Here is a 22,463-nt window from a genome sequence, read left to right as displayed (position 1 = left end):
GTCACTTGGCGGGCACGGCCTCGCGCTTCTCGCGGATCCGGGCGGCCTTGCCGCGCAGATCGCGCATGTAGTAAAGCTTGGCGCGACGCACGTCACCGCGGGTCACGAGCACGATCTTCTCGATGATCGGGCTGTGCACGGGGAAGGTCCGCTCGACGCCGACGCTGTAGCTGACCTTGCGGACCGTGAAGGTCTCGCGGGCGCCGCTGCCCTGCCTGCGCAGCACGAAGCCCTTGAAGACCTGGACGCGGGAGCGGTTTCCTTCGACGACGCGGACGTGAACCTCGAGCGTGTCACCGGGGCGGAAATCCGGCACGTCGCCGCGCAGGGTCGCCTTCTCGAGCTCCTGAATCTTCGTGTGCATGAGAGCTGTCCTCAAGTCCTCGCGAGCACGCGGAGGTCCACCCGGCCTGAGCTCGCGGCGGACGCGCCTGCTGATTCGATGAACCCGGGACTGTCCCCCGGGCATGGCAGACCAACCACATGATGGTCGGTAGCGCTTCAGTTTGCCATATCTTCCGGCTGGAAGCGAAACGAGAGCTCCTCCAGCAGCCGCCGGTCGTGCTTGTCGAGCGTCTCGGGGTCGAGCGCCGCCGCCAGCTCGGGCCGGTTGGCGACGGTACGGCGCAGCGCCTCGTCACGCCGCCACCGCGCGACCTTCCCGTGATGCCCGGACAGGAGTACGGGCGGCACCTCGTGCCCCCGCCAGACCGGCGGCTTGGTGAAGACGGGGCCTTCGACGAGGTTGCGCATGGCCCCCGGCGCGAAGGAGTCGTCGACGGCCGAGTGGGCGTTGCCGAGCACGCCGGGCAGCAGCCTGCCGATGGCCTCCACCATCACCAGCGTCGCGACCTCGCCGCCGGCCAGCACGTAGTCGCCGATGCTGATCTCGTCGACGCGCAGGCGCAGGCCGTACTCGGCCATGACACGCGAGTCGATGCCCTCGTAGCGCCCGCACGCGAACAGCAGCCAGGGCTCGTCGGCGAGCTCCTGGGCGAGCTCCTGGGTGAACGGCCGCCCGCTCGGCGTGGGCACGATCAGACGCGGCAAGCCGCCCCCAGCGACCGCAGCCGGTGAACCGCCCCCGGTGACCGTGGTCGACGGGCCGCCCTCAGTGACCGTGGTCGGCGAGCCGCCGGCGATCACCGCGTCGATGGCCTCGCCCCACACCTCGGGCTTCATGACCATGCCGGGTCCGCCGCCGTAGGGGGTGTCGTCCACGGTCTTGTGCACGTCGTGCGCCCAGTCGCGGAGCTGGTGTACCCGGACGTCGAGGGTGCCGCGCTCGCGGGCCTTGCCGATGAGGGAGACGTCGAGCGGCGCGAAGTATTCGGGGAAGATCGAGACGATGTCGAGCCGCATCACAGCAGCCCATCGGGCGGGTCGACGACGAGCCGGCCGCCTTCGAGATCGACCTCGGGCACCAGCGCCCTGACGAACGGGATGAGCGCGTCGTCCTGGCCGCTCCGCCGTACGACCAGGAGGTCCTGACCGTGATGGAGCACGTCGGTGACCTCGCCGACGGCCTCCCCGGAGACGGTGACGACCGTGAGCCCGATGAGCTGGTGATCGTGGAACTCGTCGGGGTCGTCGGAGGGCGTCACCTCGTCGGAGTCGATGACCAACATCGTGCCGCGGAGTTCCTCGGCCGTGTCGCGTTGGGTCACCCCGGCGAAAGTGATCAGCAGCGCGCCCTTGTGCCAGCGGCGGCTCTCGATGACCAGTGGCCCCCTGTCGGCGGGATCGGTGGCGACGGCCGCGCCGACGGCGAAGCGGAGCTCGGGATCGTCGGTACGCACCTCCACGGTCACGTCACCGCGTACTCCGTGCGGGCGGCCTATCCGGCCGACGACCAACTGCACCCTGAACCCACCTTTTCTAAAGCAAGCGCCCCCATCGGCAAGAAACCGATGAGGGCGCAGGAACCTGACGCTAACGGACGGCTTCGTCCAGGTCGAGCAGATCGACCCGGACGTACTTCCCGTCGGCCAGGGCATTCACGACAGTGCGCAGCGCCTTGGCGGTGCGCCCACCGCGACCGATGACCTTGCCCAGGTCCTCGGGGTGCACCCGGACCTCCAGGACGCGCCCGCTGCGAATGCGGCGTGCGCGGACCCGGACATCGTCGGGATGTTCGACGATGCCCTTAACGAGGTGCTCGAGAGCCTCCTCGAGCACGTCAGGCCTCGCCCTCGGTCTTGGTCTCGGCGGGAGCGGCGGCAGCGGCCTCGACGGGGGCGGCCTCGGCCGTCTCGTCCTTCTTGCGAGCCTTCTTCGGCGTGGTGGCGGACGTGCCGGTGTCGCCACCGGACAGCGTCTCCTTGGCCGCGGCCTCGTAGAGGGCGTGACGGTCGGGCGCCGCCTCGGCGACCTTCATCGGCGCAGGGGCGGCCTCGCCCTTGAACTTCTGCCAGTCACCGGTCAGCTTGAGCAGCTTGAGCACCGGCTCGGTCGGCTGCGCGCCGACACCGAGCCAGTAGGCCGCGCGCTCGGCGTTGACCTCGATGCGCGAAGGGTCTTCCTTCGGGTGGTACAGGCCGATCTCTTCGATCGCCCGGCCGTCACGCTTGGTGCGGCTGTCGGCGACGACGATGCGGTACTGAGGGCTACGGATCATGCCGAGCCGCTTGAGCTTGATCTTGACTGCCACTGGTGTGGTCTCTCCTGCATTCGAGCGTGGGTGAACGGCATCACATCGAGTGGGGCACGATGGGAGTCCGCTCCAGGGACAGGCATGACCGGCGGGAGGTGAGAGGGCACCCACCTGGCCACGGTGTTCCAACATGTCATTGTGCCAGACGCACAGGACTGCGCACGACCCGCAGGCGCGGGTCGCCGCACTCTTAAACCCGGAATATCCAGAAAAGTTGCTACTTCTGGCCCGGGAGATTGAACTTGCTGGGGTCGAAGCCCGGCGGCAGCTCCATGCCCGGAGGCAGCTTCCCGCCCAGGTTGCCCAGCAGACCGCCCTTGGCCGGCTGCTGCGGCTCGGCGGGAGCCGAGTCGCCCTTGCCCAGAGCGGCCTTGCGCGGGTCGCCGCTCACGCGCCGCCCCTTCTTGGCCTTCTTCTGAGCCTTGGCCACCTTGCCCCGGCCGCCCGGCATGCCGGGGATGCCCATGCCCCCCGCCATCTTCTTCATCATCTTCTGGGCGTCGAAGAACCGCGTCACCAGGTTGTTGACGGCGCTCACCGTCACACCGGAGCCGGCGGCGATGCGGGCACGGCGGGAGCCGTTGATGATCTTCGGGTCCTGGCGCTCGCCCGGCGTCATCGAGCGGATGATGGCCGCGATGCGGTCGAGATCGCGGTCGTCGATGGAGTTGAGCTGGTCGCGCATCTGCCCCATGCCGGGCATCATGCCGAGCAGGTTCTTGATCGGGCCCATCTTCTGGACCATCATCATCTGCTCGAGGAAGTCTTCGAGCGTGAAGTTCTCGCCCGAGGTGAGCTTGCCCGCCATCTTGGCGGCCTGCTCCTCGTCGAAGGTCTTCTGGGCCTGCTCGATCAGGGTGAGGATGTCACCCATGTCGAGGATGCGGGAGGCCATCCGGTCGGGGTGGAAGGCGTCGAAGTCCTCGAGCTTCTCACCGGTCGACGCGAACATGATCGGCCGGCCGGTGATGTGCCTGACCGACAGCGCGGCACCGCCACGGGCGTCGCCGTCGAGCTTGGTGAGCACCACCCCGTCGAAGCCGACGCCCTCCATGAACGCCTGGGCCGTCGTCACGGCGTCCTGGCCGATCATGGCGTCGACCACGAACAGGACCTCGTCGGGAGAGACCGCGTCGCGGATGTCGGCGGCCTGCCGCATCATCTCCTGGTCGATGCCCAGACGGCCGGCGGTGTCGATGATGACGACGTCGTGCTGCGCGCGCTTGGCCTCGTCGATCGACGCGCGGGCGACCCGGATCGGGTCGCCGACGCCGCTGCCGGGCTCGGGCGCGTAGACGGCCACCTGCGCGCGCTCGCCCACGACCTGGAGCTGCTGCACGGCGTTGGGGCGCTGGAGGTCCGCGGCGACGAGCATGGGCGCGTGGCCCTGCTCGCGCAGCCACTTGGCGAGCTTGCCCGCCAGCGTGGTCTTACCGGCGCCCTGCAGGCCCGCGAGCATGATGACGGTCGGTGGGGTCTTGGCGTAACGGAGCCGGCGCGTCTCACCGCCGAGGATCTCGATCAGCTCGTCGTTGACGATCTTGACGACCTGCTGCGCCGGGTTGAGCGCCTGGGAGACCTCGATGCCGCGGGCGCGCTCCTTGACCTGGGCGACGAACGCCTTGACCACCGGCAGCGCGACATCGGCCTCGAGCAGCGCGATGCGGATCTCGCGGGTGGTGGCGTCGATGTCGGCCTCAGACAGCCGACCCTTGGAGCGGAGGGAGGAGAAGACCGATGTCAGCCGGTCGGAAAGCGTCTCGAACACGTGGTAGGCCAGTCCTCGAAGCGAATGTTGGTCTAATGGTTCAGCCTATCCGCTCCGGCAGCCCTTCCAGCCTGGCTCGGCCATCCGGTCTGTCAGCATGCCCCAGACGGCGACATCCCGGACGGCGGCCTGCCAGGCGGCAGGCGAGGTCAGCTACCGCTCCAGCCCGGCACCGCCATCCGGACAGTAAGCGCGTGTTCGACCAGGTTGATGAGCGCGCTCTTGACCGAGTCCTTCGACCGGGCGTCCAGCCGCACCAGCGGGATGTGCGGCGCCAGTGTGAGAGCGTCGCGCACCTCCGCGTCACTGTGCGGGTATGACCCATCCCACCCGTTCACGCCCACGACGAACGGCAGTTGCGCCTCTTCGAAGTAGTCGATCGCGGGGAAGCTGTCGGCCAGCCGCCGCGTGTCCACCAGCACCACCGCGCCGATCGCACCACGCACCAGGTCATCCCACATGAACCAGAACCGGTGCTGTCCGGGCGTGCCGAACAGGTAGAGGATCAGGTCACGGTCGAGCGAGACCCGGCCGAAGTCCATGGCCACGGTCGTGGTGGACTTCAGCGGCGTCATACCGAGGTCGTCGATGCCCGCCGAAGCGTCCGTCATGACGGCCTCGGTCGTCAGCGGCATGATCTCCGACACCGCGCCGACGAACGTCGTCTTGCCCACCCCGAACCCTCCGGCCACCACGATCTTCGTCGAGGTGAGGCCGGGGCTAGAGCCTGCGAAGTCCACTGAGCACCCTTTCGAGCAGGTTTACGTCTGGCCGTCCGGACTCCAGCGCTGGCTGGTGTACGCGTACCAGACCTTCGGCCGCCATGTCGGCGATCAGCACGCGCACCACGCCGAGCGGGATCCGCAACAGGGCCGATACCTCGGCCACCGACCGGACCTGCCGGCAGAGCTGGCTGATCGCCTGATACTCCGGCGTGATGTGGGAGAACTCCCGGTGCTCGGCCGTCGCGGACGAGACCAGGGCCTCCATCGCCAGCTTGACCCGCGGCGCGGTCCGTCCTCCCGTCACGGCGTAAGGACGGACCGGCGACGCGGGATCTGAGCTCAGCTGCGGCTGGGGTTGCGGATGGGGATCCCAGCCACCGCTGTTCCACCTTGGGTCCGTCACCTACATCACCTGGTCTGGCTAGCGCGCAGCTCGGCGCGCACCGCCGGAGTAAGTACCTGACCGGCACGATCGACCATAAGCGTCATTTGGTACGCGACCAGGCCCATGTCGCAGTCGGGCGCCGCCAGCACGGCCAGGCAGGAGCCGTCGCTGATCGACATGATCAGCATCAGCCCGCGTTGCATCTCGACGATGGTCTGATTGACCGCGCCGCCCTCGAAGACCCTGGCCGCTCCCTGCGTCAGGCTCACCAGGCCGGACGCGATCGCGGCCAGTTGATCAGCCCGGTCCACGGGGAAGCCCGACGATGCCGCCAGCGGCAGACCGTCGGACGAGACAACGACCGCGTGGGCGACACCTGGAACGGTACTGACGAAGTCGGTTATCAACCAGTCGACTCCGCGTGCCGCGTGGCTCAGGTCGTTCATACGCCCTCCTCCCTGCTATCAACGGGCCTCGAGCCGGTGGGGTGCGCCCTGCCCTCGCTGATGTCGTCACGTGCCGCGCGGAAACCCTGCTGGAAGCTGGACAGCCGACTGCGGACACGATCGGGCGAGACGGAGGGCATCGGGGCAACGCCCTTCGGCGCCGAGGCGGTGTCGGCGGAACCCGGCACGAGGTTGGCCTTGGGAACCCGCTTGGGCAGCCCTGCGGCCGTCGAGCCGTCACGTACCGGCTCGACCGCGGCCGCCGCGGCGTTCCAACCGGCATCCGCCTTGGAGGAACCCCAGTTCGCGCCGCTTTCACCACCGTGCTCGAACCAGGCCGACTCCACTGAGGCGAAGATCGGCAGGTACTCGTCACCCGACGAGGGCGGGTTGACCACCGGGATGGGGCCGGTCGCCGCCGACTCCGTCTCCGGGAAGTCGTACCTCGGCCTGGGCGGCAGGCTCTGCTCCACCGGCCGGTTGCCGAAGCTCCAGTCCGGTGGCGGCTGGAACGGCGGCTGGTCGTTGGTGGGCCGCTTGGGCAGGCCGTTGTCGCTGCCCCAGCCGCCACCGCCGCCACCACCCTGGCCTCGCGACGGCACCCAGACGTCGGCGGTGTCGTAACCGCCGCTGCTGGCGCGCGGGTCGGAGGGCCAGCCGTTGACGTCGGACGGCCACTGAGGCATGGACGGCCAAGCGCCCGCGCCCGCACCGGCGGGCTCCGGGTTGGACGGGTAGGACGGGTGTCCCGGGCCCATCTGGTAGCCGCCGCCCTGCCACTGCGGAGGCGCGGGGGGCGCGGCCGTGGGAGCGGGAGCCGCGTAGGTCTCCTCGCGCACGGGCATGCCGCCCTGCGTCCCGGCGTAGGCCGGGGACTGGCTGCCGAGCAGGCTCTCGGGTACCAGGACCATGGCGGTGAGACCGCCGGAGCCGTGCGGGCGCAGCTGTACGCGGACGCCGTGCCGGTGCGCCAGCCTGGCGACCACGAACAGGCCCATACGGCGCGACACCGAGACGTCCACGATGGGCGCGTCGGTGAGGCGGTCGTTGGCCTGGGCCAGTTCGTCCTGGGTCATGCCGATGCCGGAGTCGGTGATCGACAGCATCACGCCGCCGCCGTCGATCCGGCTGCCGGAGACCGTGACGCGGGTCTCGCGGGGCGAGAACGACAGCGCGTTCTCCACCAGCTCGGCCAGCAGGTGGATGACGTCGTTGACGGCCTGACCGGCGACGGCAACGCCGTCGGGCACCTGCAGGACGACCCGCTCGTAGTTCTCGACCTCCGACAGGGAGGCGCGGGCCACGTCGACCAGCTTGACCGGCTGGCTCCAGCGGCGCGGCGGGTCCTGACCGGCGAGGACGAGCAGGTTCTCGCTGTTACGGCGCATACGGGTGGCCAGGTGGTCCAGCTTGAACAGGTTCGCCAACCGGCTCTCGTCCTGCTCGCCCTGCTCCAGCCCGTCGATGAGGGTGATCTGCCGCTCGACCAGCGTCTGGCTTCTGCGGGACAGGTTGACGAACATCGCGTTGACGTTGCTTCGGAGTCGGGACTCCTCACCGGCCAGCCGGACGGCTTCCCGGTGTACCTCGTCGAACGCCCGCGCGACTTCACCGATCTCGTCCTCGGACATGACGCCGATCGGCTCGACCTCTACGGGGCCGCTCGCCTCGGACTCGCGCAGCTGCTGGACCGTCTCCGGCAGGCGGCGGCTGGCGATGAACAGCGCCTCCCTGCGCAGCCGGCGCAGCGGGCCGCTGAGCGAACGCGCCATGAACGAGGTGATCACCAGCACCAGGATCAACAGGATGGCGATCGCGATCGCGATGATCATCGCGCCCTGCTGCTCCTGGCCCTGCAGGGTGCGGCTGCGCAGCAGGATCGAGTCGGAGACCTGCTGTTCGACCTTGCGCATGCCGTCGATGGTCTTGCCGATGGCCTTGAGCCATTCCTCGCCGTCACGCTGGAGGCCGACCTCCGGGTCGACCAGCTGCGCCCCCGAGTCCTGCAGGAACAGGGCGCGGGCCTGGATCAGCTCGGCCTTGTCGACGGCCGAGCCGCTGACGACGTCGTCGTACGCCTGGCGGATGTTCAGCGGCACCTGGGCCCTGAACGTCGCCAGCTCGCTGTTGCGCTGCGCGCGAGCGGCGATGAAGGCGTCGAGCTCGTCCTTGCTGAATCGCCTGGCGGCCAGCGCGGACACCAGGAGCGCGCGCTGCCTGGAGACGAACTGCTTGGCTCTGGACAGAGCGGCGAAGCCGGAGACGCTGTCGGCGAGCTCCTTGTCAGCGGCACCCAGGTCGATGTTGTCGTTGAGCCCGATGAAGTCGGAGATGCTCCGGTCGTACAGCTCGATGACGGAGCCGACGTTCAGTTGCGAGTCCACCGCGGTCTTGCGTGACTGGTCGAGCTCGTCCAGACGGTTCTTGATGCGGATGGCCTGCGCGCGCTGGGGGCTGTCCGAGGCCGCGAGCGTGTTGACCGGGCCGCGTACGCTGTCGCGAAGCTTGTTGACCGTGGTGTATTGGGCGTCGACATCCGCCTTGCCGCTGCTCCTGCGGCCGAGGGCGACAAAGCTGGCGGTGAGGTCGCGTTCGAGCTCGACCTCGTGGGCGAGCGCGGTCAGCTGGCTCGCCAGGACGGCGACCTCGTTGACCCTCTCGTACTCGGTGGCACTGCTGATCGAGGTGGCTACGCGGAAGCCGCCGAGGACCAGGGCCGCCAAGGTGGGAATGACAACCAGAACGAGCAGCTTCGAGCGCACGCGCCAGTTGCGCAGCGCGAGGCCGCCCGTCTTCTTCGCACGCCCGGCCCGTGCTTTGGGCTTTGACTTGGCGTGAAGTGCCGCAGGAGCGGGCGCTTCAGCAGTTAAGCCGGGATCCCCACCTGCTGGGGGGAATGCGTTCCTCACTGGCCTCCGCAACCTCTCCTCTGATGGTCTGGTGCAAGAGGATCACGTCATGCATTGTGTTTGCCGTGTGACGCCGACGCACCCATGGGGCGAGAGCTTATTTGAGCACAACAACAGGAGATCGGCCAATACCGCAAAGGTCGCAGTCAACCCATCTCTTCGCAGAACATGCCAAACCCGGACAAATGCCACATCCTCCTGGTGGATGCCGGGCCGCCACCTCCTTGATTCGGACAATCATCCCAAACCTACATTGTGATCATCATTTCCGTATATATATTGGTAATTTCCAGAATCGGGGGACCATGCGCAAGAGTTAGCTGCGCTAGGGTGCGACCGTCGTCGATCACCCCCCGTTCGAAGGAGACGCGACATGAGGTTCGGTGCACTAGGGCGCACCGCCCTGATTGGACTTGTGGCCACCCTTGTCATTACGGGGTGTTCCAGCTCAGATAGCAAGACCGGAGGCGCCTCGAATGCCAACGGTCTTGAGAAGACAGACCTCCTGATCGGCGAGTACCCCGGGGCGGACGCAGCCCCGCTGTTCATCGCGATCGAGCGCGGCTTCTTCAAGGAGCAGGGCCTCAATGTCAAGACGGAGGCCATCCAGGCTCCGCAGGCCGTACTGCCCAAGCTCGCCAACGGCAGCATGGACGTGGTGCTGGGCAGCTACGCCACCATCTTGTCCATCCAGTCCCAGGGGCTGGAGAAGTTCAAGTACATCGCGGACTCCTACCAGGGAGCCGCAGGGGCCTTCGGCGTGATGGTGTCGAAGAACTCGCCCATCAAGAGCGTCGGTGACCTCAAGGGCAAGAAGATCGGCGTCAACGCGCTCGTCGGCCTGGGTGTTCTCACCATGAACCCCCACCTCAAGATCGCCGGCCTCGACCCCACCAAGGACGTCAAGTACGTCGTCGTGCCGAGCACCGACTGGCTCAAGTCGCTGAAGAGCGGTGCCGTGGACGCCGTCTGGATGACCGACCCGTACGTCAGTCAGGCCAAGAACCAAGACGGCGCGACGATGCTGCTCGACACGATGTCCGGCCCCACGGACAGCCTGCCGATCACGGGCTGGGCGGCCACGGAGAAGTGGATCGGCAAGAACCCCAAGACGATGGCCGCCTTCCAGCGGGCGATGGCGAAGGCGCAGAACGTCGCAGCCACCGACCGCAGCGCCGTGACGAAGATCCTGCCGACCTTCACCCAGATCCCGGCCGCGACCGCTGCCACGATCAACCTGGGCAACTACCCGACCTCACTGAACGCCCAGCGCATTCAGCGGGTGGCTGACCTGATGGCCGAGTACGGCTTCATCAAGAACAAGATCGACGTCTCCTCGATGATCGTTACGTCGCAGGGATGACCGCTGCCACAACACTGACGCGGGGCGGGCGTTCCACGCTCGCCCGCGCCAGGGTCGGAAAGCTCATCCGCCACGCCATCGGCGTGGCGGTTTTTCTGCTTGTCTGGGAGCTCGCCAGCAGGACCGGCCTGGTCGAATGGCTGCCCCCGGCCTCTACCTGCCTGGCCAGAGTGATAGGCCTGGCGTTCGATCCCGAATATCTCGCCGATCTGAGCTCCACGATGCTCGCCGCCGTCATCGGCCTGCCGCTGGCCATCCTGCTGGCCGTCCCCGTAGGGCTGCTGCTTGGGACCGTTCCCGTCGTGGAGGAGATGACCCGCGCGATCGTCGAGTTCCTGCGTCCCATCCCCTCGGTGGCGCTGATCCCGCTGGCGCTGTTCCTGTTCCAGCCCGACATCAACGCCAAGGTCGCGCTCATCGTCTACGCCGCGTCCTGGCCGATCCTGATCAACACGCTCTACGGCGTGCGCGACGTCGACCCGCTGGCCGCGGAGACGCTGCGCTCGTTCAGCTTCGGCTCCGCGGCCGTCGTCTGGCGGGTGTCGCTGCCGAGCGCCGCGCCGTTCATCTTCACCGGCATCCGGCTGGCCGCCTCGATCACGCTCATCCTGGCCATCAGCGTGGAGTACGTCGTCGGCGGCGCCGGCGGGATCGGCGCCTTCCTCATCCAGGCGAGCACCGCCCTGGACGATTCGGCGATGGTCGACGTGATAGCCGTGCTGGTCTGGTCGGGCGCCATCGGACTGATCGTCAACACCCTGCTGCTGCGTGCCGAGCGGCGGCTGTTCAAGTGGCGGAACGCATGATCAAAACCCTGGTCAAACGGCTCTGGCTGGTGCCGGTGGCCCTCGTCGCGTGGGAGCTGATCACCAGGGCGGTGGACGACCCCTTCATGCCCCGCCCCACGGTCATCGTGGCGCGCATGTACGAGATGTGGTTCTCCGGGCCCCTCATCCTCACCGACGAGGCGGTGGACAACTTCGTCCCCAGCATCATCAGGCTGGTCGGCTCGTGGAGCGTGGCCGTGGCCCTCGGGATAGCACTCGGTGTCGCGATCGGCAGGACCGCCTGGCTGTCCGACTACATCGACCCGCTGGTGGAGTTCGCCCGGGCCGTGCCGCCACCTGTGATGTTCCCCGTGTTCCTGGTGCTCTTCACCATGGGCACGCAGGTCCAGGTGGCCACGATCGTCTTCGGCGTCATCTGGCCGATCCTGCTGAATTCCATCGATGGCGCGCGTAACGTGGATCGTCTCCAGATTGAGACCGCTACCGTCTTCGGCGTCCCGGCGAGCCTGCGCCTGGTCCGGATCATCCTGCCCGCCGCCTCACCGAAGATCTTCGCTGGTCTGCGGCTGAGCGTCTCGCTGGCGCTGATCCTCATGATCGTCTCCGAGCTCAAAGGCGCTACCGACGGCATCGGCTACCTGCTGGCCAGCGCGAGCGACCGCTCCGACATGCCGGCCCTCTGGGGAGGAGTGGTCGTGCTCGGAGTGCTCGGTTACGTACTCAACACCCTGTTCCTCATGGTCGAGCGCCGGATGCTCACGTGGCACCGTGGCGCTCGCCGTACCGCGTAGGAGGCGGATGTGACTGACCTGTTGCTGAAGAACGTGCGTATTGTTACGCACGACCGAGACGAACCGGTCGTCGCGGACATCGCCGTGACGGACGGGCGCATCGAGCAGGTGGCAGCCGGCCTGTCCGCCGAGGGCGTCGAGGAGGTGCTCGACGGCGACGGGAAGCTGGCCTTCCCGGGCGTCGTGGACGCCCACCAGCATTGGGGCATCTACAACCCGCTGCCCGAGGACACCGCCTCGGAGAGCATGGCCAGCGCCCAGGGCGGCGTCACCACGGCGCTCACCTACATGCGGACCGGCCAGTACTACCTCAACAGAGGCGGTTCGTACGCGGAGTTCTTCCCCGAGGTGCGCAGGCAGGCGGAGGGGCAGGCCTACATCGACTACGGCTTCCACCTCGCGCCCATGTCGAGCACGCACATCGGCGAGCTGCCCGACCTGGTGGAGAAGTTCGGGGTCTCGTCGTTCAAGATCTTCATGTTCTACGGCGGGCACGGGCTGCACGGGCGCTCGGCCGACCAGAGCAAGTTCCTGATGCTGCCCGAGGGCGAGCGCTACGACTACGGGCATTTCGAGTTCGTCATGCGTGGCGTGCAGGAGGCCCGCGAACGCTTCCCGCACCTGGCCGACGAGATCTCACTGTCGCTACATTGTGAGACCGCCGAGATCATGACCGCCTACACCAAGCTGGTGGAGGAGGCCGGCGACCTCAGCGGGCTGGCCGCCTACAGCGCCTCCCGGCCGCCGCACTCCGAGGGGCTGGCGGTCTTCATCGCCTCCTACCTCGCCCACGAGACCGGCCTGGCCAACATCAACCTGCTCCACCTGTCCTCGCGCAAGGCGCTCGACGCGGCCGTGCGGATGGCCAAGACCTTCCCGCACATCGACTTCCGCCGCGAGGTCACGATCGGGCATCTTCTCGCCGACATCGAGACCGCCAACGGGATCGGCGCGAAGGTGAACCCGCCCATCAGGCCGCGCGAGGACGTCGAGGCGCTGTGGGAGTACGTGCTCGACGGCACCGTCGACTGGGTGGTCAGCGACCACGCCTGCTGCCGGGAGGAGCTCAAGTTCGGTGCTCCGGCCGACGACGTGTTCCTGGCCAAGGCCGGGTTCGGCGGCGCCGAATACCTGCTGCCCGGCCTGATCACCGAGGGCCGCCGCCGCGGCCTGTCCTACGGGCGCATCGCCGCCCTCACCTCCTGGAACCCCGCCCGCAGGTACGGCCTGCGGAGCAAGGGCACCATCGCGCCCGGCTTCGACGCCGACTTCTGCCTGGTCGACACCGGCAGCACGTGGACCGTCCGCGCCGCCGAGTCGGAGTCGACGCAGGAGTACACCCCGTTCGAGGGCTTCGAGCTGAGCGCGAAGGTCACCGACACGTTCGTCAGGGGCAACCACGTCCTCGACGCGGGCAAGATCGTGGGTCGTCCGGTGGGCCAGTACATCTCCCGGCCGCTGGGCTGAAAGGAAACCCCTTGCTTGAGATAGACAACCTCACGCACGTCTATGGCGAGGGCCCGACGCGGCACCACGCCATCGACGGCCTGAACCTGAGCGTCGCCGAGGGCGAGCTGCTGTGCATCGTCGGGCCCTCCGGGTGCGGCAAGTCGACGCTCCTGCGCTCCATCGCGGGCCTGATCAAGCCCACGGGCGGCGCCATCAAGGTCCAGGGCGAGCTGGTCCGCCAGACGCCCGCCAACCTGGCCGTCGTCTTCCAGGACTACAGCCGGTCGCTGTTCCCGTGGATGTCGGTGGCCGACAACGTCGCGCTGCCGCTGCGTCGCAAGGACATGACCAAGCAGCAGCGCCGCGAGGCGGCGCACGAGGCGCTGGAGTCGGTGGGGCTGGCGGAGGCCGGTCGCAAGTACCCGTTCCAGCTGTCGGGCGGCATGCAGCAGCGCGTGTCGATCGCCCGCGCGCTGGCCTACCGGCCGGCGCTGATGCTCATGGACGAGCCGTTCGGCTCGGTCGACGCGCAGACGCGTGAGGACCTCGAAGACCTCGTGCTGAAGGTACGCGGGCACCACCAGATGACGATCGTGCTCATCACGCACGACATCGACGAGAGCGTGTACGTGGGTGACCGGGTCGTCGTGCTGTCCAAGGCGCCCGCGCACGTCGTGGGCGACCTGAAGGTGGAGCTGCCCAGCCCCCGCGACCAGATCAGCTCTCGCGAGCACCCGGACTTCGTCCACCTGCGCGCCGAGGTGGGGCGTCTGGTGCGCGGCGTGGCCTCAGTCTGAGCACGTCCCCATACCCGCACGTCCCCACAACTGAAGCACAGGCCGAACCACCAGTGCCGCCGGGCGTCCAGCCCGGCGGCACTGGTGCAGAGGAAGTCAGGCCGGAGTGTGGGAGTGGCGGGTCAGGGCGTGTTCGACCAGCGTGATCAGCGTGCCCTTCACCGAGTCCCTGACTCGGGCGTCCAGGCGGACTATCGGGATGTGCGGGTTGAGTGACAACGCCTCCCGGATCTCCTCCTGCTGGTGCTGGAAGTTCCCGTCCCAGCCGTTGATGCCGATGACGAAGGGGAGTTTGGCCTCTTCGAAGTAGTCGATCGCGGGGAAGCTGTCGGCCAGCCGCCGCGTGTCCACCAGCACCACCGCGCCGATCGCACCACGCACCAGGTCATCCCACATGAACCAGAACCGGTGCTGTCCGGGCGTACCGAACAGATAGAGGATCAGGTCACGGTCGAGCGAGACCCGGCCGAAGTCCATCGCCACGGTCGTGGTCGTCTTGTTGGGCGTGAGAGAGACGTCGTCGACACCCGCCGACGCGTCCGTCATCACCGCCTCCGTGGTGAGCGGCAGAATCTCCGAGACCGCACCCACGAACGTCGTCTTGCCCACGCCGAAGCCGCCGGCCACGACGATCTTCGTCGAGGTTAGGCCGGGGCTAGAGCCTGCGAAGTCCACTGAGCACCCTTTCGAGCAAGTTGAGGTCCGGCTTTCCCGCGTCCAGCGCAGGCTGGTGCACGCGGATCAGGCCCTCCGACGCCATGTCGGCGATCAGCACCCGGACCACCCCAAGAGGCTGCCGTAAAAGGGCGGAGATCTCGGCAACCGACCTGACGTTCCGGGTTAGCTGAATGATCGCCTGATACTCCGGACTCAATAGTGAAATGTCTTTATATTCCGAGGTCACGGAGGACACGAGGGCCTCCATGGCGAACTTCATCCGTGGGGCCGTGCGGCCCCCTGTCACGGCATATGGCCGGACAAGGGAGCTCGGCTTCTGCGGACGCGGAGCCGACGGATGCGGCGGAGTGCTATCACCAGCCCAACCCTGACCTGACATCATGTTCTTCTCCTGTCACCGTCCCACTAACGCGGGCGGGACGCCTGCAGCTCGGCGCGCACGGCCGGGGTGAGCACCTGGCCCGCCCGTTCCACGAGCAGCGTCATCTGGTACGCGACCAGGCCCATGTCACAATCGGGCGCGGCGAGCACAGCGAGGCAGGAGCCATCGCTGATGGACATGATCATCAGGAGTCCGCGCTGCATCTCGATGACGGTCTGGGTGACCATACCGCCTTCGAACACACGAGCCGCGCCCTGCGTCAGGCTGATCACACCTGAGGCGACCGCGGCCAGCTGGTCGGCCCGGTCCTTGGGAAAACCCTCGGAGAAAGCCAGCGGCAAGCCGTCGGACGACACCACCACGGTGTGCGCGACTCCAGGCACGTTATTGACGAAATCGGTGATCAGCCAGCTGATGCCACGCGCTCCCTGGCTCAGTTCTCTCATTGCTCCTCCTCATTGTCTTCTCCGCGGGTGAACGCGCGGCCTTGCCGTACCCCCTGCTGGAAGCTGGACAGCCGGCTCCGCAATCGATCGGGAGAGATCTGTGGCGCCGGTGACGTCGCCTGCGGCTCGGCCAGGCTGGCCGTACCGGGAACCAGGTTGGCCTTTGGCACGCGCCGCGGCAGGCCAGAGGCCGTCGTGCCGCCCATGGCCGGCTCGGCGGCGGCCTGCGCGGCCTGCCAGCCGGTGTCGGCGGGCGAGGACCACGTCGAGCCCGCGCCGGACTTGCCCGGCACGCGTTGCGGCAGCGAGGGCTTGTCCGACGTCCCGGCGGAGGCGGCGGACGCGGCGACCGGCGGGGGCGCGGCGGGCGTGGCCGCGGGAGGCACGGGGAGCTGAGCGTAAGGCTGGGCGTAGGGCTGCCCGGCGGGCTGCTGCGGGAACTGGCCGATCGGCGGCACGGCCGGTATCCCCCCGATCTGCGTCTCCTCCTGCGCGGAGATCTCGGAGTGCTGCTCCTGATCCGGCTTGGCCGGCTCGGGCTCCGGCTCCGGCCTGCGGAACCAGTCGGAGCCGACCGAGGAGAAGATCGGCAGGAAGTCGTCGCTCTGCTCCAGCGGCGAGTTGTTGCGCACCGCCGGGAGCGGGCCGGTCAGGTCCTTGGAGGAGTACTCGCCGGGACCGAACGGGTTGAACGCGCCACGACCGTTGTGCGTGAAGGGCTCGACGGGCGGGATCGGCGAGTCGGCGAACGACGGCCAGCGCTGCTCCTCGAACCCGTACGCCGGCCGCGGCTCGGCGTCGAAGGGCTTGGGCGTCGCGACGAACGGCGACCTGGGCGGCAGATCCTCGGCCGAGCCGAAGGACGGCCAGCGCGTCTCCTCCGAGGACGAGGGCGGGGGCGGCTCCGTGGCGAAGGACGGCCAGCGCTGCTCGTCCTGCGCCGGAGGCGGCGGCTCGGTGGCGAAGGAGGGCCAGCGCTGCTCGTCCTGCCGCGGCGCCTCCTCGGCGAACGACGGCCAGCGCTGCTCGCCCGGAGCGGCGGCCGCGGGCGGCTCCTCGGCGAACGACGGCCAGCGCTGCTCGTCAGGCTGCTGCCTCGGCGGCTGCTCCTCGCCGAACGGCGGCCAGTTGCCGCCACCGCCCGGCACGGGCAGCGTGCCCGGCCACTGCGTGTCGACCGGCGCGTCGTCACGGATGTCGGGGGTGTCGATCGTGCCCTGCGGCGCGGCGTAAACGCCCGAGCCGTTCGTCGAGGACGGCCCCAGCTGGCTCGGGTCGAAGGTGGTGAAGGCTTCGTACTGGCCGCGCTGCTGGGGCACCGCGCCGGCGGCGGTGCCACCGCCGAGGAGCATGTCGGGCAGCATGACGAGCGCGGCCAGGCCGCCCGCCTCTCGCATCCCGAGCTGGACCCTGATGCCGTGGCGCAGCGCCAGGCGGCCGACCACGAACAGGCCCATGCGGCGCGAGACGGCCACGTCCACCACCGGCGGGTTGGCCAGCCGCCAGTTGGCCTCGGCCAGCTCGTCGGCCGACATGCCGATGCCCAGGTCGGTGATCGTCACCTGGATGCCGCCCTCGATGGGCGAGCTGGTGACCTGGACCTTGCTCTCGCGCGGGGAGAAGGAGATGGCGTTCTCGATCAGCTCGGCGAGCAGGTGCACGGCGTCGGTGACGGCCGGGCCGGCGACCTCGATGCCGGACGGGATCTGGATCTGGACCCGTTCGTAGTTCTCGACCTCGGACAGCGAGGCGCGGGCGATGTCGACCAGCGGCACCGGCTCGCTCCACTTGCGGGCGGCCTCCTGGCCGGCGAGGACCAGGAGGTTCTCGCTGTTGCGGCGCATGCGGGTGGCGAGGTGGTCCAGCCGGAACAGGTTCGCCAGCCGGTTCTCGTCCTCCTCACCCTGCTCCAGGCCCTCGATGAGCTGCAGCTGCCGCTCGACGAGCGTCTGGCTGCGCCGGGAGAGGTTGACGAACATCGAGTTGACGTTGGCGCGCAGCTTGGCCTCGTCGCCGGCCAGCCTGATCGCCTCGCGGTGGACCTCGTCGAAGGCCCGGGCCACTTCCCCGATCTCGTCGCGGGTGTTGACGCCGACGGAGGGCACGTCGGGCACCTCGGCGCTGTCCCCGGACTCGCGCAGCAGGCGGACGGTCTCGGGCAGCCGGGTGGTGGCCACCTGGAGCGCCTCGGCGCGCAGCCGGCGCAGCGGGCGGACCAGCGAACCGGCCACCCGGGTGGTGATCACCAGGACGAGCAGCAGCAGGACCAGGATGGTCGCGCCGGAGATGATGGCGTTGCGCTGCTCGGTGTCGCTCAGGTCCCGGGTGGTGGCCACGATCCTGGTGGTCAGGCCGTCCTCGACCTTGCGCATGGCGTTGGCGGACAGCGAGGTGCTCTCGTACCAGAGCTGGAGGTCACGGCGAGTCGTGATGTCCAGGTCCCTGATGGTCTTGAACTCGCGCAGCTGGGCCAGGGCCCGCTGGCGCATCGCGTCCGCGCGGTCGATCTGCGGGCCGCGCACGCCCTTCTTGTACGCCTGGAGGTCCGCACGGGTGGCTTCCTGCTCGAAGGCGGCCAGCTGCAGCTGCTGACTGTTCCAGGAGCCGAGGAAGTCGGACAGGTCGTCATAGTCCAGCCGCCGCTCGATCAGCGCCACGACGAGGATGCCCTGCTGGCGCAGCACCTGTTCTCTGGTCTGGTCGAGGGCGGCCAGCGCGGCCACGTCGCCCTGGAGGGCGTCGTCGCTGATGCCGTCGCCCAGGTCGTTCTGGAGGCGCTCGAGGACCTCGATCAGGGAGGAATAGGTGCGGATGGCGGCTCGGGGCGGCACGCTCGCCTCACCCGCGATCGACCTGCGCAGGCCGTCGAGTCCGGTCAGCCACCGGCGGATCTCCACGACCTCCTGCTGGACGCGGGTGGTGTGGGTGGCGTCGATGGACGTGGTGGCGGCGAGCACGCGCTGCTTGGCCGCGTCGGACGCCTCGCGCTGGGTCTTGAGCTGGCTCAGGCGGATGGGACGCCGGCGGTCGGCCATGTACCACGCGGTGAGCGTGCGTTCCTTGGCGAGCTCGTGCGACAGCGCGGAGGCGCGCTGGACCAGCTCGGCGACCTGGGTCAGCCGGCGGTACTCGGCGCTGGTGCCGATGGCGTTCGCGAGCTGGACGCCGGCGAGGAGCACACCCACGATCGTGGGGATGAGGATCAGCGCCACCAGCCTGGAGCGCACGCGCCAGTTCGCCAGCCGGAACCGTCCGCCTGTGTACTCCCCTGACCTGGTGTGCCTGGGGTTATCCGTCCTCACTGACTCTCGCAACCTCTCGCCGTTACGTGCTCGAAAATCTGACACGCTTGGGGCGCATGGGATTTCTGCGGGCTGGGTAATTGGAACACAACCCGTACCAGACGGCCAACCGTACATATCCCATCAAATACGACCAAACGTGCCCACAAGGTCGCATTTCGCCGCGCGCGTTTTCAGGCGGGCCGAAAGGAGTCTCGCTCCACCGGCACCGCGTGCTTGACCATCAGGTGACGGGTCACCGAATACTCCTGCACCGCCTCCTGGCTCATGTCCTTGCCGAAACCACTGCCCTTGACCCCGCCGTGCGGGGCCTCGCTGGCTATCGGCAGGTGGTCGTTGATCCAGGTCACACCCACATCGAGGCGGTGCGAGACCCGCATCGCCCTGGCAACGTCTCGTGACCACACGGACGAGGCCAGACCGTAACGCGTGTCGTTGGCCAGCGTGACCGCCTCGTCCTCGGTGTCGAACGGCAGGACCACGAGGACGGGACCGAATAGCTCTCCCTGGACGATATCGCTGTTCTGTGACACTTCGTTAACAAGTGTCGGAAGGTAGTAGAAGCCGGGTCCGTCGACCGGCGCGCCACCGTGCACGACGCGCCCGCCGGAGCCGGAGACGAAGCCGTGCACCCGGTCGCGGTGGGCCGCCGAGATCAGCGGGCCGACGTCGGTGGCGGGGTCCCACGGGTCGCCCACGGTGATCCCGGCGAGCGTCTGCCTGATGGCCTCCACCGCCTCGTCGTAGACCGGCCGGGCCACGTAGACGCGGGTGGCGGCGGTGCAGTCCTGGCCGGTGTTGTAGGTGGCGCCCATGGCCACCCCGCGGGCCGTCTCCTCGAGGTCGGCGTCCTCGAAGACCAGCGCGGGCGCCTTGCCACCGAGCTCCAGGTGCACCCGCTTGAGCGTCTTGGCGGCGCCGCTCATGACGGCTCGGCCGGTCTCCGTCGAGCCGGTGACGCTGACCATGTCCACGCCCGGATCGGTGACCAGCGCCTCCCCCACCTCGGCGTCGCCGGTGACCACCCGCACCAGACCGGCCGGCGCGCCCGCCTGGGCGAACAGCTCGGCCAGGCGCAGCGTGGTGCGGGGCGTCTGCGGGGCGGGCTTGATGACCACCGCGTTGCCCGCGGCGACGGCCGGGCCGAGCTTCCACACGGCCATCACGAAGGGGAAGTTCCACGGCGCGATCGAGCCCACCACGCCGACCGGGCGGCGCAGCATGACCGAGGTGTAGCCGCGGCTGAACACCCCAGCGCCCGACCCTTCGAGCGAGCGCGCGGCCCCGGCGAAGAAGCGCAGGTTGTCGGCCGCGAACGGCAGCTCGCCGTCCCTGAAGACCGCCGCGGGCTTGCCCGTCTCCTCGACCTCCAGCCGGGTCAGCTCCTCGGCGTCGGCCTCGACCAGGTCGGCCAGCCGCAGCAGCACCCGGGCCCGCTCGGCGGGGGTGGCCTGCGACCACTCCTCGAAGGCGGCGCGCGCCGTCCCCACGGCCCGCGTCACGTCCTCGACGGGGGTGTCGGGGATCTTGTCGAAGACGAGCCCCGTCGCGGGGTTGATCAGCTCACGCATCGGACCGCTGCCCCAGCTCCTCGATGAGGTCCGCGGCCTTGCGCAGCCCGTCCAGGCCGCGGATCCGCTCACCCTCGGCGGCCAGCCGGGCGCGCAGCTGCTCGTCGCCGAGCAGGCGGTCGAGGGCGCCCGTCAGCTCCTCGTCGGTGAAGGCGTAGGTCGACAGCCGCACGCCGTAGCCGAGCTCGTCCACGCGCTGGGCGTTGTCGTACTGGTCCCAGAACAGCGGCAGCAGGATCATCGGCTTGCCGAAGTGCAGCGCCTCGGTGGTGGTGTTGTTGCCGCCGTGCGTGATGACCAGGTCGCAGAGCGGGATGATCTTCGTCTGCGGCAGGAACTCGGCGCCCCACATGTTGTCGGCCAGCTTGATCTCCTCGTGTAGCGGGCCCTTGGAGACGATGAACTGGTGCGGGGTGGTGGCCAGCACGTCGATCACCCGCTGCATCAGCTCCACGTCGGAGGAGCCGAGCGAGCCGAGCGAGAAGTAGACCAGCGCGCCGCCGGTGCGCTGGAAGGGCAGCTGGAAGTCCTCGTCGGTCTCACGCACCGAGGAGTCGAGGCGGTGCCAGGTGGGGCCGAGCGGGCGGGCGTCGGTGTAGTCGAGGATCTCCGGGAACACGTAGAGGTTCAGGTCGCCCTCGTGGATGAAGTCGAGGTCGGGCAGCGGCTCGGTGCCCTGCTCGACGCACCACTCGTTGAAGGCGTTCCAGATCTCCCGGTGCGTACGGTCGTACTCGGCGCGGAAGGCGTCCCACTCCGCGCGGTGGTCGGCGGGCAGACCCGAGAACACCGGCGCGACGTCGTCCCCGCGCACCTCCAGCGGGTTGCAGGACACGATGCGGACGAACTTCTTGCCGGCCGTGAGCAGCGCGGGGAAGGTGATGACGTTGTCCTCGACGATGACGTCCGGCTGGACCCGCTCGATGATCGCCTTGAGCTGCGGCTCGCAGTACTTGGCGCCGTCGATGAGCGAGTCCCAGATGGGCTTGGTCACCGTTTCGAGCTGCTCCAGCGTGCTCTTGCGGTATTCCGGGGCGGTCTCGCGGATGAAGTCCTTCCAGAACTGTCCCGCATCCTGCTCCTCGTCCCCCTCGGCGGGCGGCGCCAGGTCGACGAGGTCCTCCTCGAAGCCGAGCGCTTCGAGCTTGCCCTTCCACGAGGCCTCGGCGGCGAAGACGACGCGGTGACCGCGGCGACGGAGAATGTCGCCGATGCCGATGCTGTTGTTCGTGGGCCCGTAGGCGCTTTCCGGCATGAACAGGATGGTGAGGGACATCACGCGCTCCGAGGTGGCATCAATTTGAAGGGGAATTCAAATACTCATCTAGCGGGCCGGTCAACTTCAAGGCACTATGGTCACGGCTTCCTGAACGGCAGACGAACAAGGCGGTGAGTGTGACCCAGCGAAAGAGCCGCAGCGACCGGCGCATCGACCTGATCGAGGCGGCCCGGCGGGCCATCATCCGTCACGGCATCGACCGCGTCCAGCTCTCGCATGTGGCCGAGGAGGCGGGGCTTACCTCGGGCGCCGTGCTCTATCACTATCCCGACCTCAGCGAGCTGCTGGTCGAGGCGCAGCACGCCGGGATGGAGCGATTCTACGAGCAGCGGATGCGGCAGCTCGCGGCCCTCACCGACCCGGCGGAGAAGCTGGTCATGACGATCAGGTCGGGGCTGCCGACCGGTCCGCTCGACCCCGATGTCCGGCTGCTCAACGAGCTGGGCGGGGCGGCGGGGCGCAGCCGGGTCTACGGGGTGCTGCTCACGTCCCTCTATGACCGGCAGGTGTCGATGTACCAGTCGATCCTGGACACGGGGGCCGCGCTGGGCGTCTTCACGCTGAGCTCCGACTCGCTGACGATCTCGCGCAACCTGGTGGCCCTGGAGGACGCCTACGGCTACCGGATCACCGCCCGGCACCCGGTGATAGGCCCGCAGGAGGCGGCCGAGCTGATCCTCTCCTACGCGCGCACGGCGACGGGCCACGGCCTCGCTCACTGAGCCGTTCGC

General features: G+C 68.6%; 22 protein-coding genes. 6 read left to right on the top strand and 16 right to left on the bottom strand.

Going from position 1 to position 22,463, the window contains the following annotated elements:
- Position 1: 1 nt before the first annotated feature.
- The 10 genes from rplS to AB0C30_RS13480 form a co-directional block, all read right to left on the bottom strand.
- Positions 2-364 (bottom strand): 50S ribosomal protein L19, encoded by a 363-nt coding sequence (rplS, locus tag AB0C30_RS13525; RefSeq protein ID WP_214641562.1) that lies wholly within the window; start codon positions 362-364, stop codon positions 2-4.
- A gap of 137 nt (positions 365-501) precedes the next feature.
- Positions 502-1,362 (bottom strand): tRNA (guanosine(37)-N1)-methyltransferase TrmD, encoded by an 861-nt coding sequence (trmD, locus tag AB0C30_RS13520; protein WP_357942940.1) that lies wholly within the window; start codon positions 1,360-1,362, stop codon positions 502-504.
- Positions 1,362-1,862, bottom strand: coding sequence for a ribosome maturation factor RimM (gene rimM, locus AB0C30_RS13515; RefSeq protein ID WP_357942938.1), 501 nt, complete (start codon positions 1,860-1,862; stop codon positions 1,362-1,364). Before rimM ends, trmD begins: the two co-directional genes overlap by 1 nt.
- A 70-nt stretch (positions 1,863-1,932) precedes the next feature.
- Entirely contained in the window at positions 1,933-2,178 is a 246-nt protein-coding gene (locus AB0C30_RS13510; RefSeq protein WP_020546537.1) for an RNA-binding protein, read from the bottom strand.
- A gap of 1 nt (position 2,179) precedes the next feature.
- Positions 2,180-2,650, bottom strand: coding sequence for a 30S ribosomal protein S16 (gene rpsP, locus AB0C30_RS13505; protein ID WP_225290503.1), 471 nt, complete (start codon positions 2,648-2,650; stop codon positions 2,180-2,182).
- A 220-nt stretch (positions 2,651-2,870) separates the two neighbouring features.
- Positions 2,871-4,421, bottom strand: a complete 1,551-nt coding sequence (gene ffh, locus AB0C30_RS13500; RefSeq protein ID WP_357942936.1) for a signal recognition particle protein — start codon at positions 4,419-4,421, stop codon at positions 2,871-2,873.
- Positions 4,422-4,570: 149 nt separating this feature from the next.
- Complete coding sequence (locus AB0C30_RS13495) at positions 4,571-5,161, bottom strand: ATP/GTP-binding protein (protein WP_214641567.1); 591 nt, start codon at positions 5,159-5,161, stop codon at positions 4,571-4,573.
- Positions 5,142-5,489, bottom strand: a complete 348-nt coding sequence (locus tag AB0C30_RS13490) for a DUF742 domain-containing protein (protein ID WP_214641717.1) — start codon at positions 5,487-5,489, stop codon at positions 5,142-5,144. The genes AB0C30_RS13495 and AB0C30_RS13490 overlap by 20 nt, the downstream gene beginning before the upstream one ends.
- A 65-nt stretch (positions 5,490-5,554) precedes the next feature.
- The gene (locus tag AB0C30_RS13485; protein WP_214641568.1) at positions 5,555-5,977 is read right to left on the bottom strand and encodes a roadblock/LC7 domain-containing protein; all 423 of its coding nucleotides are present in this window, start codon (positions 5,975-5,977) and stop codon (positions 5,555-5,557) included.
- Positions 5,974-8,700, bottom strand: a complete 2,727-nt coding sequence (locus AB0C30_RS13480) for a nitrate- and nitrite sensing domain-containing protein (RefSeq protein ID WP_357942934.1) — start codon at positions 8,698-8,700, stop codon at positions 5,974-5,976. The genes AB0C30_RS13485 and AB0C30_RS13480 overlap by 4 nt, the downstream gene beginning before the upstream one ends.
- A gap of 601 nt (positions 8,701-9,301) precedes the next feature.
- Between AB0C30_RS13480 and AB0C30_RS13475 the strand changes: the two genes are divergently transcribed.
- The 5 genes from AB0C30_RS13475 to AB0C30_RS13455 are packed head-to-tail and all read left to right on the top strand — an operon-like array spanning position 9,302 to position 14,074.
- Positions 9,302-10,249 (top strand): ABC transporter substrate-binding protein, encoded by a 948-nt coding sequence (locus AB0C30_RS13475; RefSeq protein WP_357942932.1) that lies wholly within the window; start codon positions 9,302-9,304, stop codon positions 10,247-10,249.
- A complete protein-coding gene (locus tag AB0C30_RS13470) occupies positions 10,246-11,055 on the top strand; it encodes an ABC transporter permease subunit (RefSeq protein ID WP_357942930.1) in 810 nt (269 codons plus the stop codon). The genes AB0C30_RS13475 and AB0C30_RS13470 overlap by 4 nt, the downstream gene beginning before the upstream one ends.
- Positions 11,052-11,828, top strand: a complete 777-nt coding sequence (locus AB0C30_RS13465) for an ABC transporter permease (RefSeq protein ID WP_357942928.1) — start codon at positions 11,052-11,054, stop codon at positions 11,826-11,828. The genes AB0C30_RS13470 and AB0C30_RS13465 overlap by 4 nt, the downstream gene beginning before the upstream one ends.
- 9 nt (positions 11,829-11,837) lie before the next feature.
- On the top strand, positions 11,838-13,295 hold the full coding sequence (locus tag AB0C30_RS13460) for a dihydroorotase family protein (protein WP_357942926.1): 1,458 nt from the start codon (positions 11,838-11,840) through the stop codon (positions 13,293-13,295).
- 11 nt (positions 13,296-13,306) lie between these two features.
- Entirely contained in the window at positions 13,307-14,074 is a 768-nt protein-coding gene (locus AB0C30_RS13455) for an ABC transporter ATP-binding protein (RefSeq protein WP_357942924.1), read from the top strand.
- A gap of 96 nt (positions 14,075-14,170) precedes the next feature.
- Here AB0C30_RS13455 and AB0C30_RS13450 read toward each other — a convergent pair whose 3' ends face one another.
- The 6 genes from AB0C30_RS13450 to AB0C30_RS13425 all read right to left on the bottom strand — a co-directional run bounded on the left by AB0C30_RS13450 (position 14,171) and on the right by AB0C30_RS13425 (position 21,729).
- Entirely contained in the window at positions 14,171-14,749 is a 579-nt protein-coding gene (locus AB0C30_RS13450; RefSeq protein WP_225290495.1) for an ATP/GTP-binding protein, read from the bottom strand.
- Positions 14,730-15,131, bottom strand: coding sequence for a DUF742 domain-containing protein (locus tag AB0C30_RS13445; protein ID WP_225290601.1), 402 nt, complete (start codon positions 15,129-15,131; stop codon positions 14,730-14,732). Before AB0C30_RS13445 ends, AB0C30_RS13450 begins: the two co-directional genes overlap by 20 nt.
- 26 nt (positions 15,132-15,157) lie before the next feature.
- On the bottom strand, positions 15,158-15,571 hold the full coding sequence (locus tag AB0C30_RS13440; RefSeq protein ID WP_214641718.1) for a roadblock/LC7 domain-containing protein: 414 nt from the start codon (positions 15,569-15,571) through the stop codon (positions 15,158-15,160).
- Between the two features lie 5 nt (positions 15,572-15,576).
- Complete coding sequence (locus tag AB0C30_RS13435) at positions 15,577-18,807, bottom strand: nitrate- and nitrite sensing domain-containing protein (RefSeq protein WP_357942922.1); 3,231 nt, start codon at positions 18,805-18,807, stop codon at positions 15,577-15,579.
- A 248-nt stretch (positions 18,808-19,055) separates the two neighbouring features.
- Positions 19,056-20,453 (bottom strand): aminobutyraldehyde dehydrogenase, encoded by a 1,398-nt coding sequence (locus AB0C30_RS13430; RefSeq protein ID WP_357942920.1) that lies wholly within the window; start codon positions 20,451-20,453, stop codon positions 19,056-19,058.
- Complete coding sequence (locus tag AB0C30_RS13425) at positions 20,446-21,729, bottom strand: glycosyltransferase (protein ID WP_357942918.1); 1,284 nt, start codon at positions 21,727-21,729, stop codon at positions 20,446-20,448. Before AB0C30_RS13425 ends, AB0C30_RS13430 begins: the two co-directional genes overlap by 8 nt.
- Positions 21,730-21,848: 119 nt before the next feature.
- On the opposite strand from AB0C30_RS13425, the gene AB0C30_RS13420 reads away from it, so the two are divergent.
- Positions 21,849-22,454, top strand: coding sequence for a TetR/AcrR family transcriptional regulator (locus tag AB0C30_RS13420; protein ID WP_225290491.1), 606 nt, complete (start codon positions 21,849-21,851; stop codon positions 22,452-22,454).
- Positions 22,455-22,463: the final 9 nt, after the last annotated feature.

This window comes from Nonomuraea sp. NPDC048901 (assembly GCF_040649695.1).
Taxonomy (GTDB): Bacteria; Actinomycetota; Actinomycetes; order Streptosporangiales; family Streptosporangiaceae; genus Nonomuraea.
Note: the sequence above shows the minus strand (reverse complement) of the source record. Positions and strands in the feature narration are given on the sequence as shown.

What these genes read in the sequence shown, in the direction of transcription:
- rplS (WP_214641562.1), bottom strand. Translation starts at nt 364, where the DNA reads ATGCACACGAAGATTCAGGAGCTCGAGAAGGCGACCCTGCGCGGCGAC.
- trmD (WP_357942940.1), bottom strand. Translation starts at nt 1,362, where the DNA reads ATGCGGCTCGACATCGTCTCGATCTTCCCCGAATACTTCGCGCCGCTC.
- AB0C30_RS13485 (WP_214641568.1), bottom strand. Translation starts at nt 5,977, where the DNA reads ATGAACGACCTGAGCCACGCGGCACGCGGAGTCGACTGGTTGATAACC.
- AB0C30_RS13470 (WP_357942930.1), top strand. Translation starts at nt 10,246, where the DNA reads ATGACCGCTGCCACAACACTGACGCGGGGCGGGCGTTCCACGCTCGCC.
- AB0C30_RS13465 (WP_357942928.1), top strand. Translation starts at nt 11,052, where the DNA reads ATGATCAAAACCCTGGTCAAACGGCTCTGGCTGGTGCCGGTGGCCCTC.
- AB0C30_RS13445 (WP_225290601.1), bottom strand. Translation starts at nt 15,131, where the DNA reads ATGTCAGGTCAGGGTTGGGCTGGTGATAGCACTCCGCCGCATCCGTCG.
- AB0C30_RS13430 (WP_357942920.1), bottom strand. Translation starts at nt 20,453, where the DNA reads ATGCGTGAGCTGATCAACCCCGCGACGGGGCTCGTCTTCGACAAGATC.
- AB0C30_RS13425 (WP_357942918.1), bottom strand. Translation starts at nt 21,729, where the DNA reads ATGTCCCTCACCATCCTGTTCATGCCGGAAAGCGCCTACGGGCCCACG.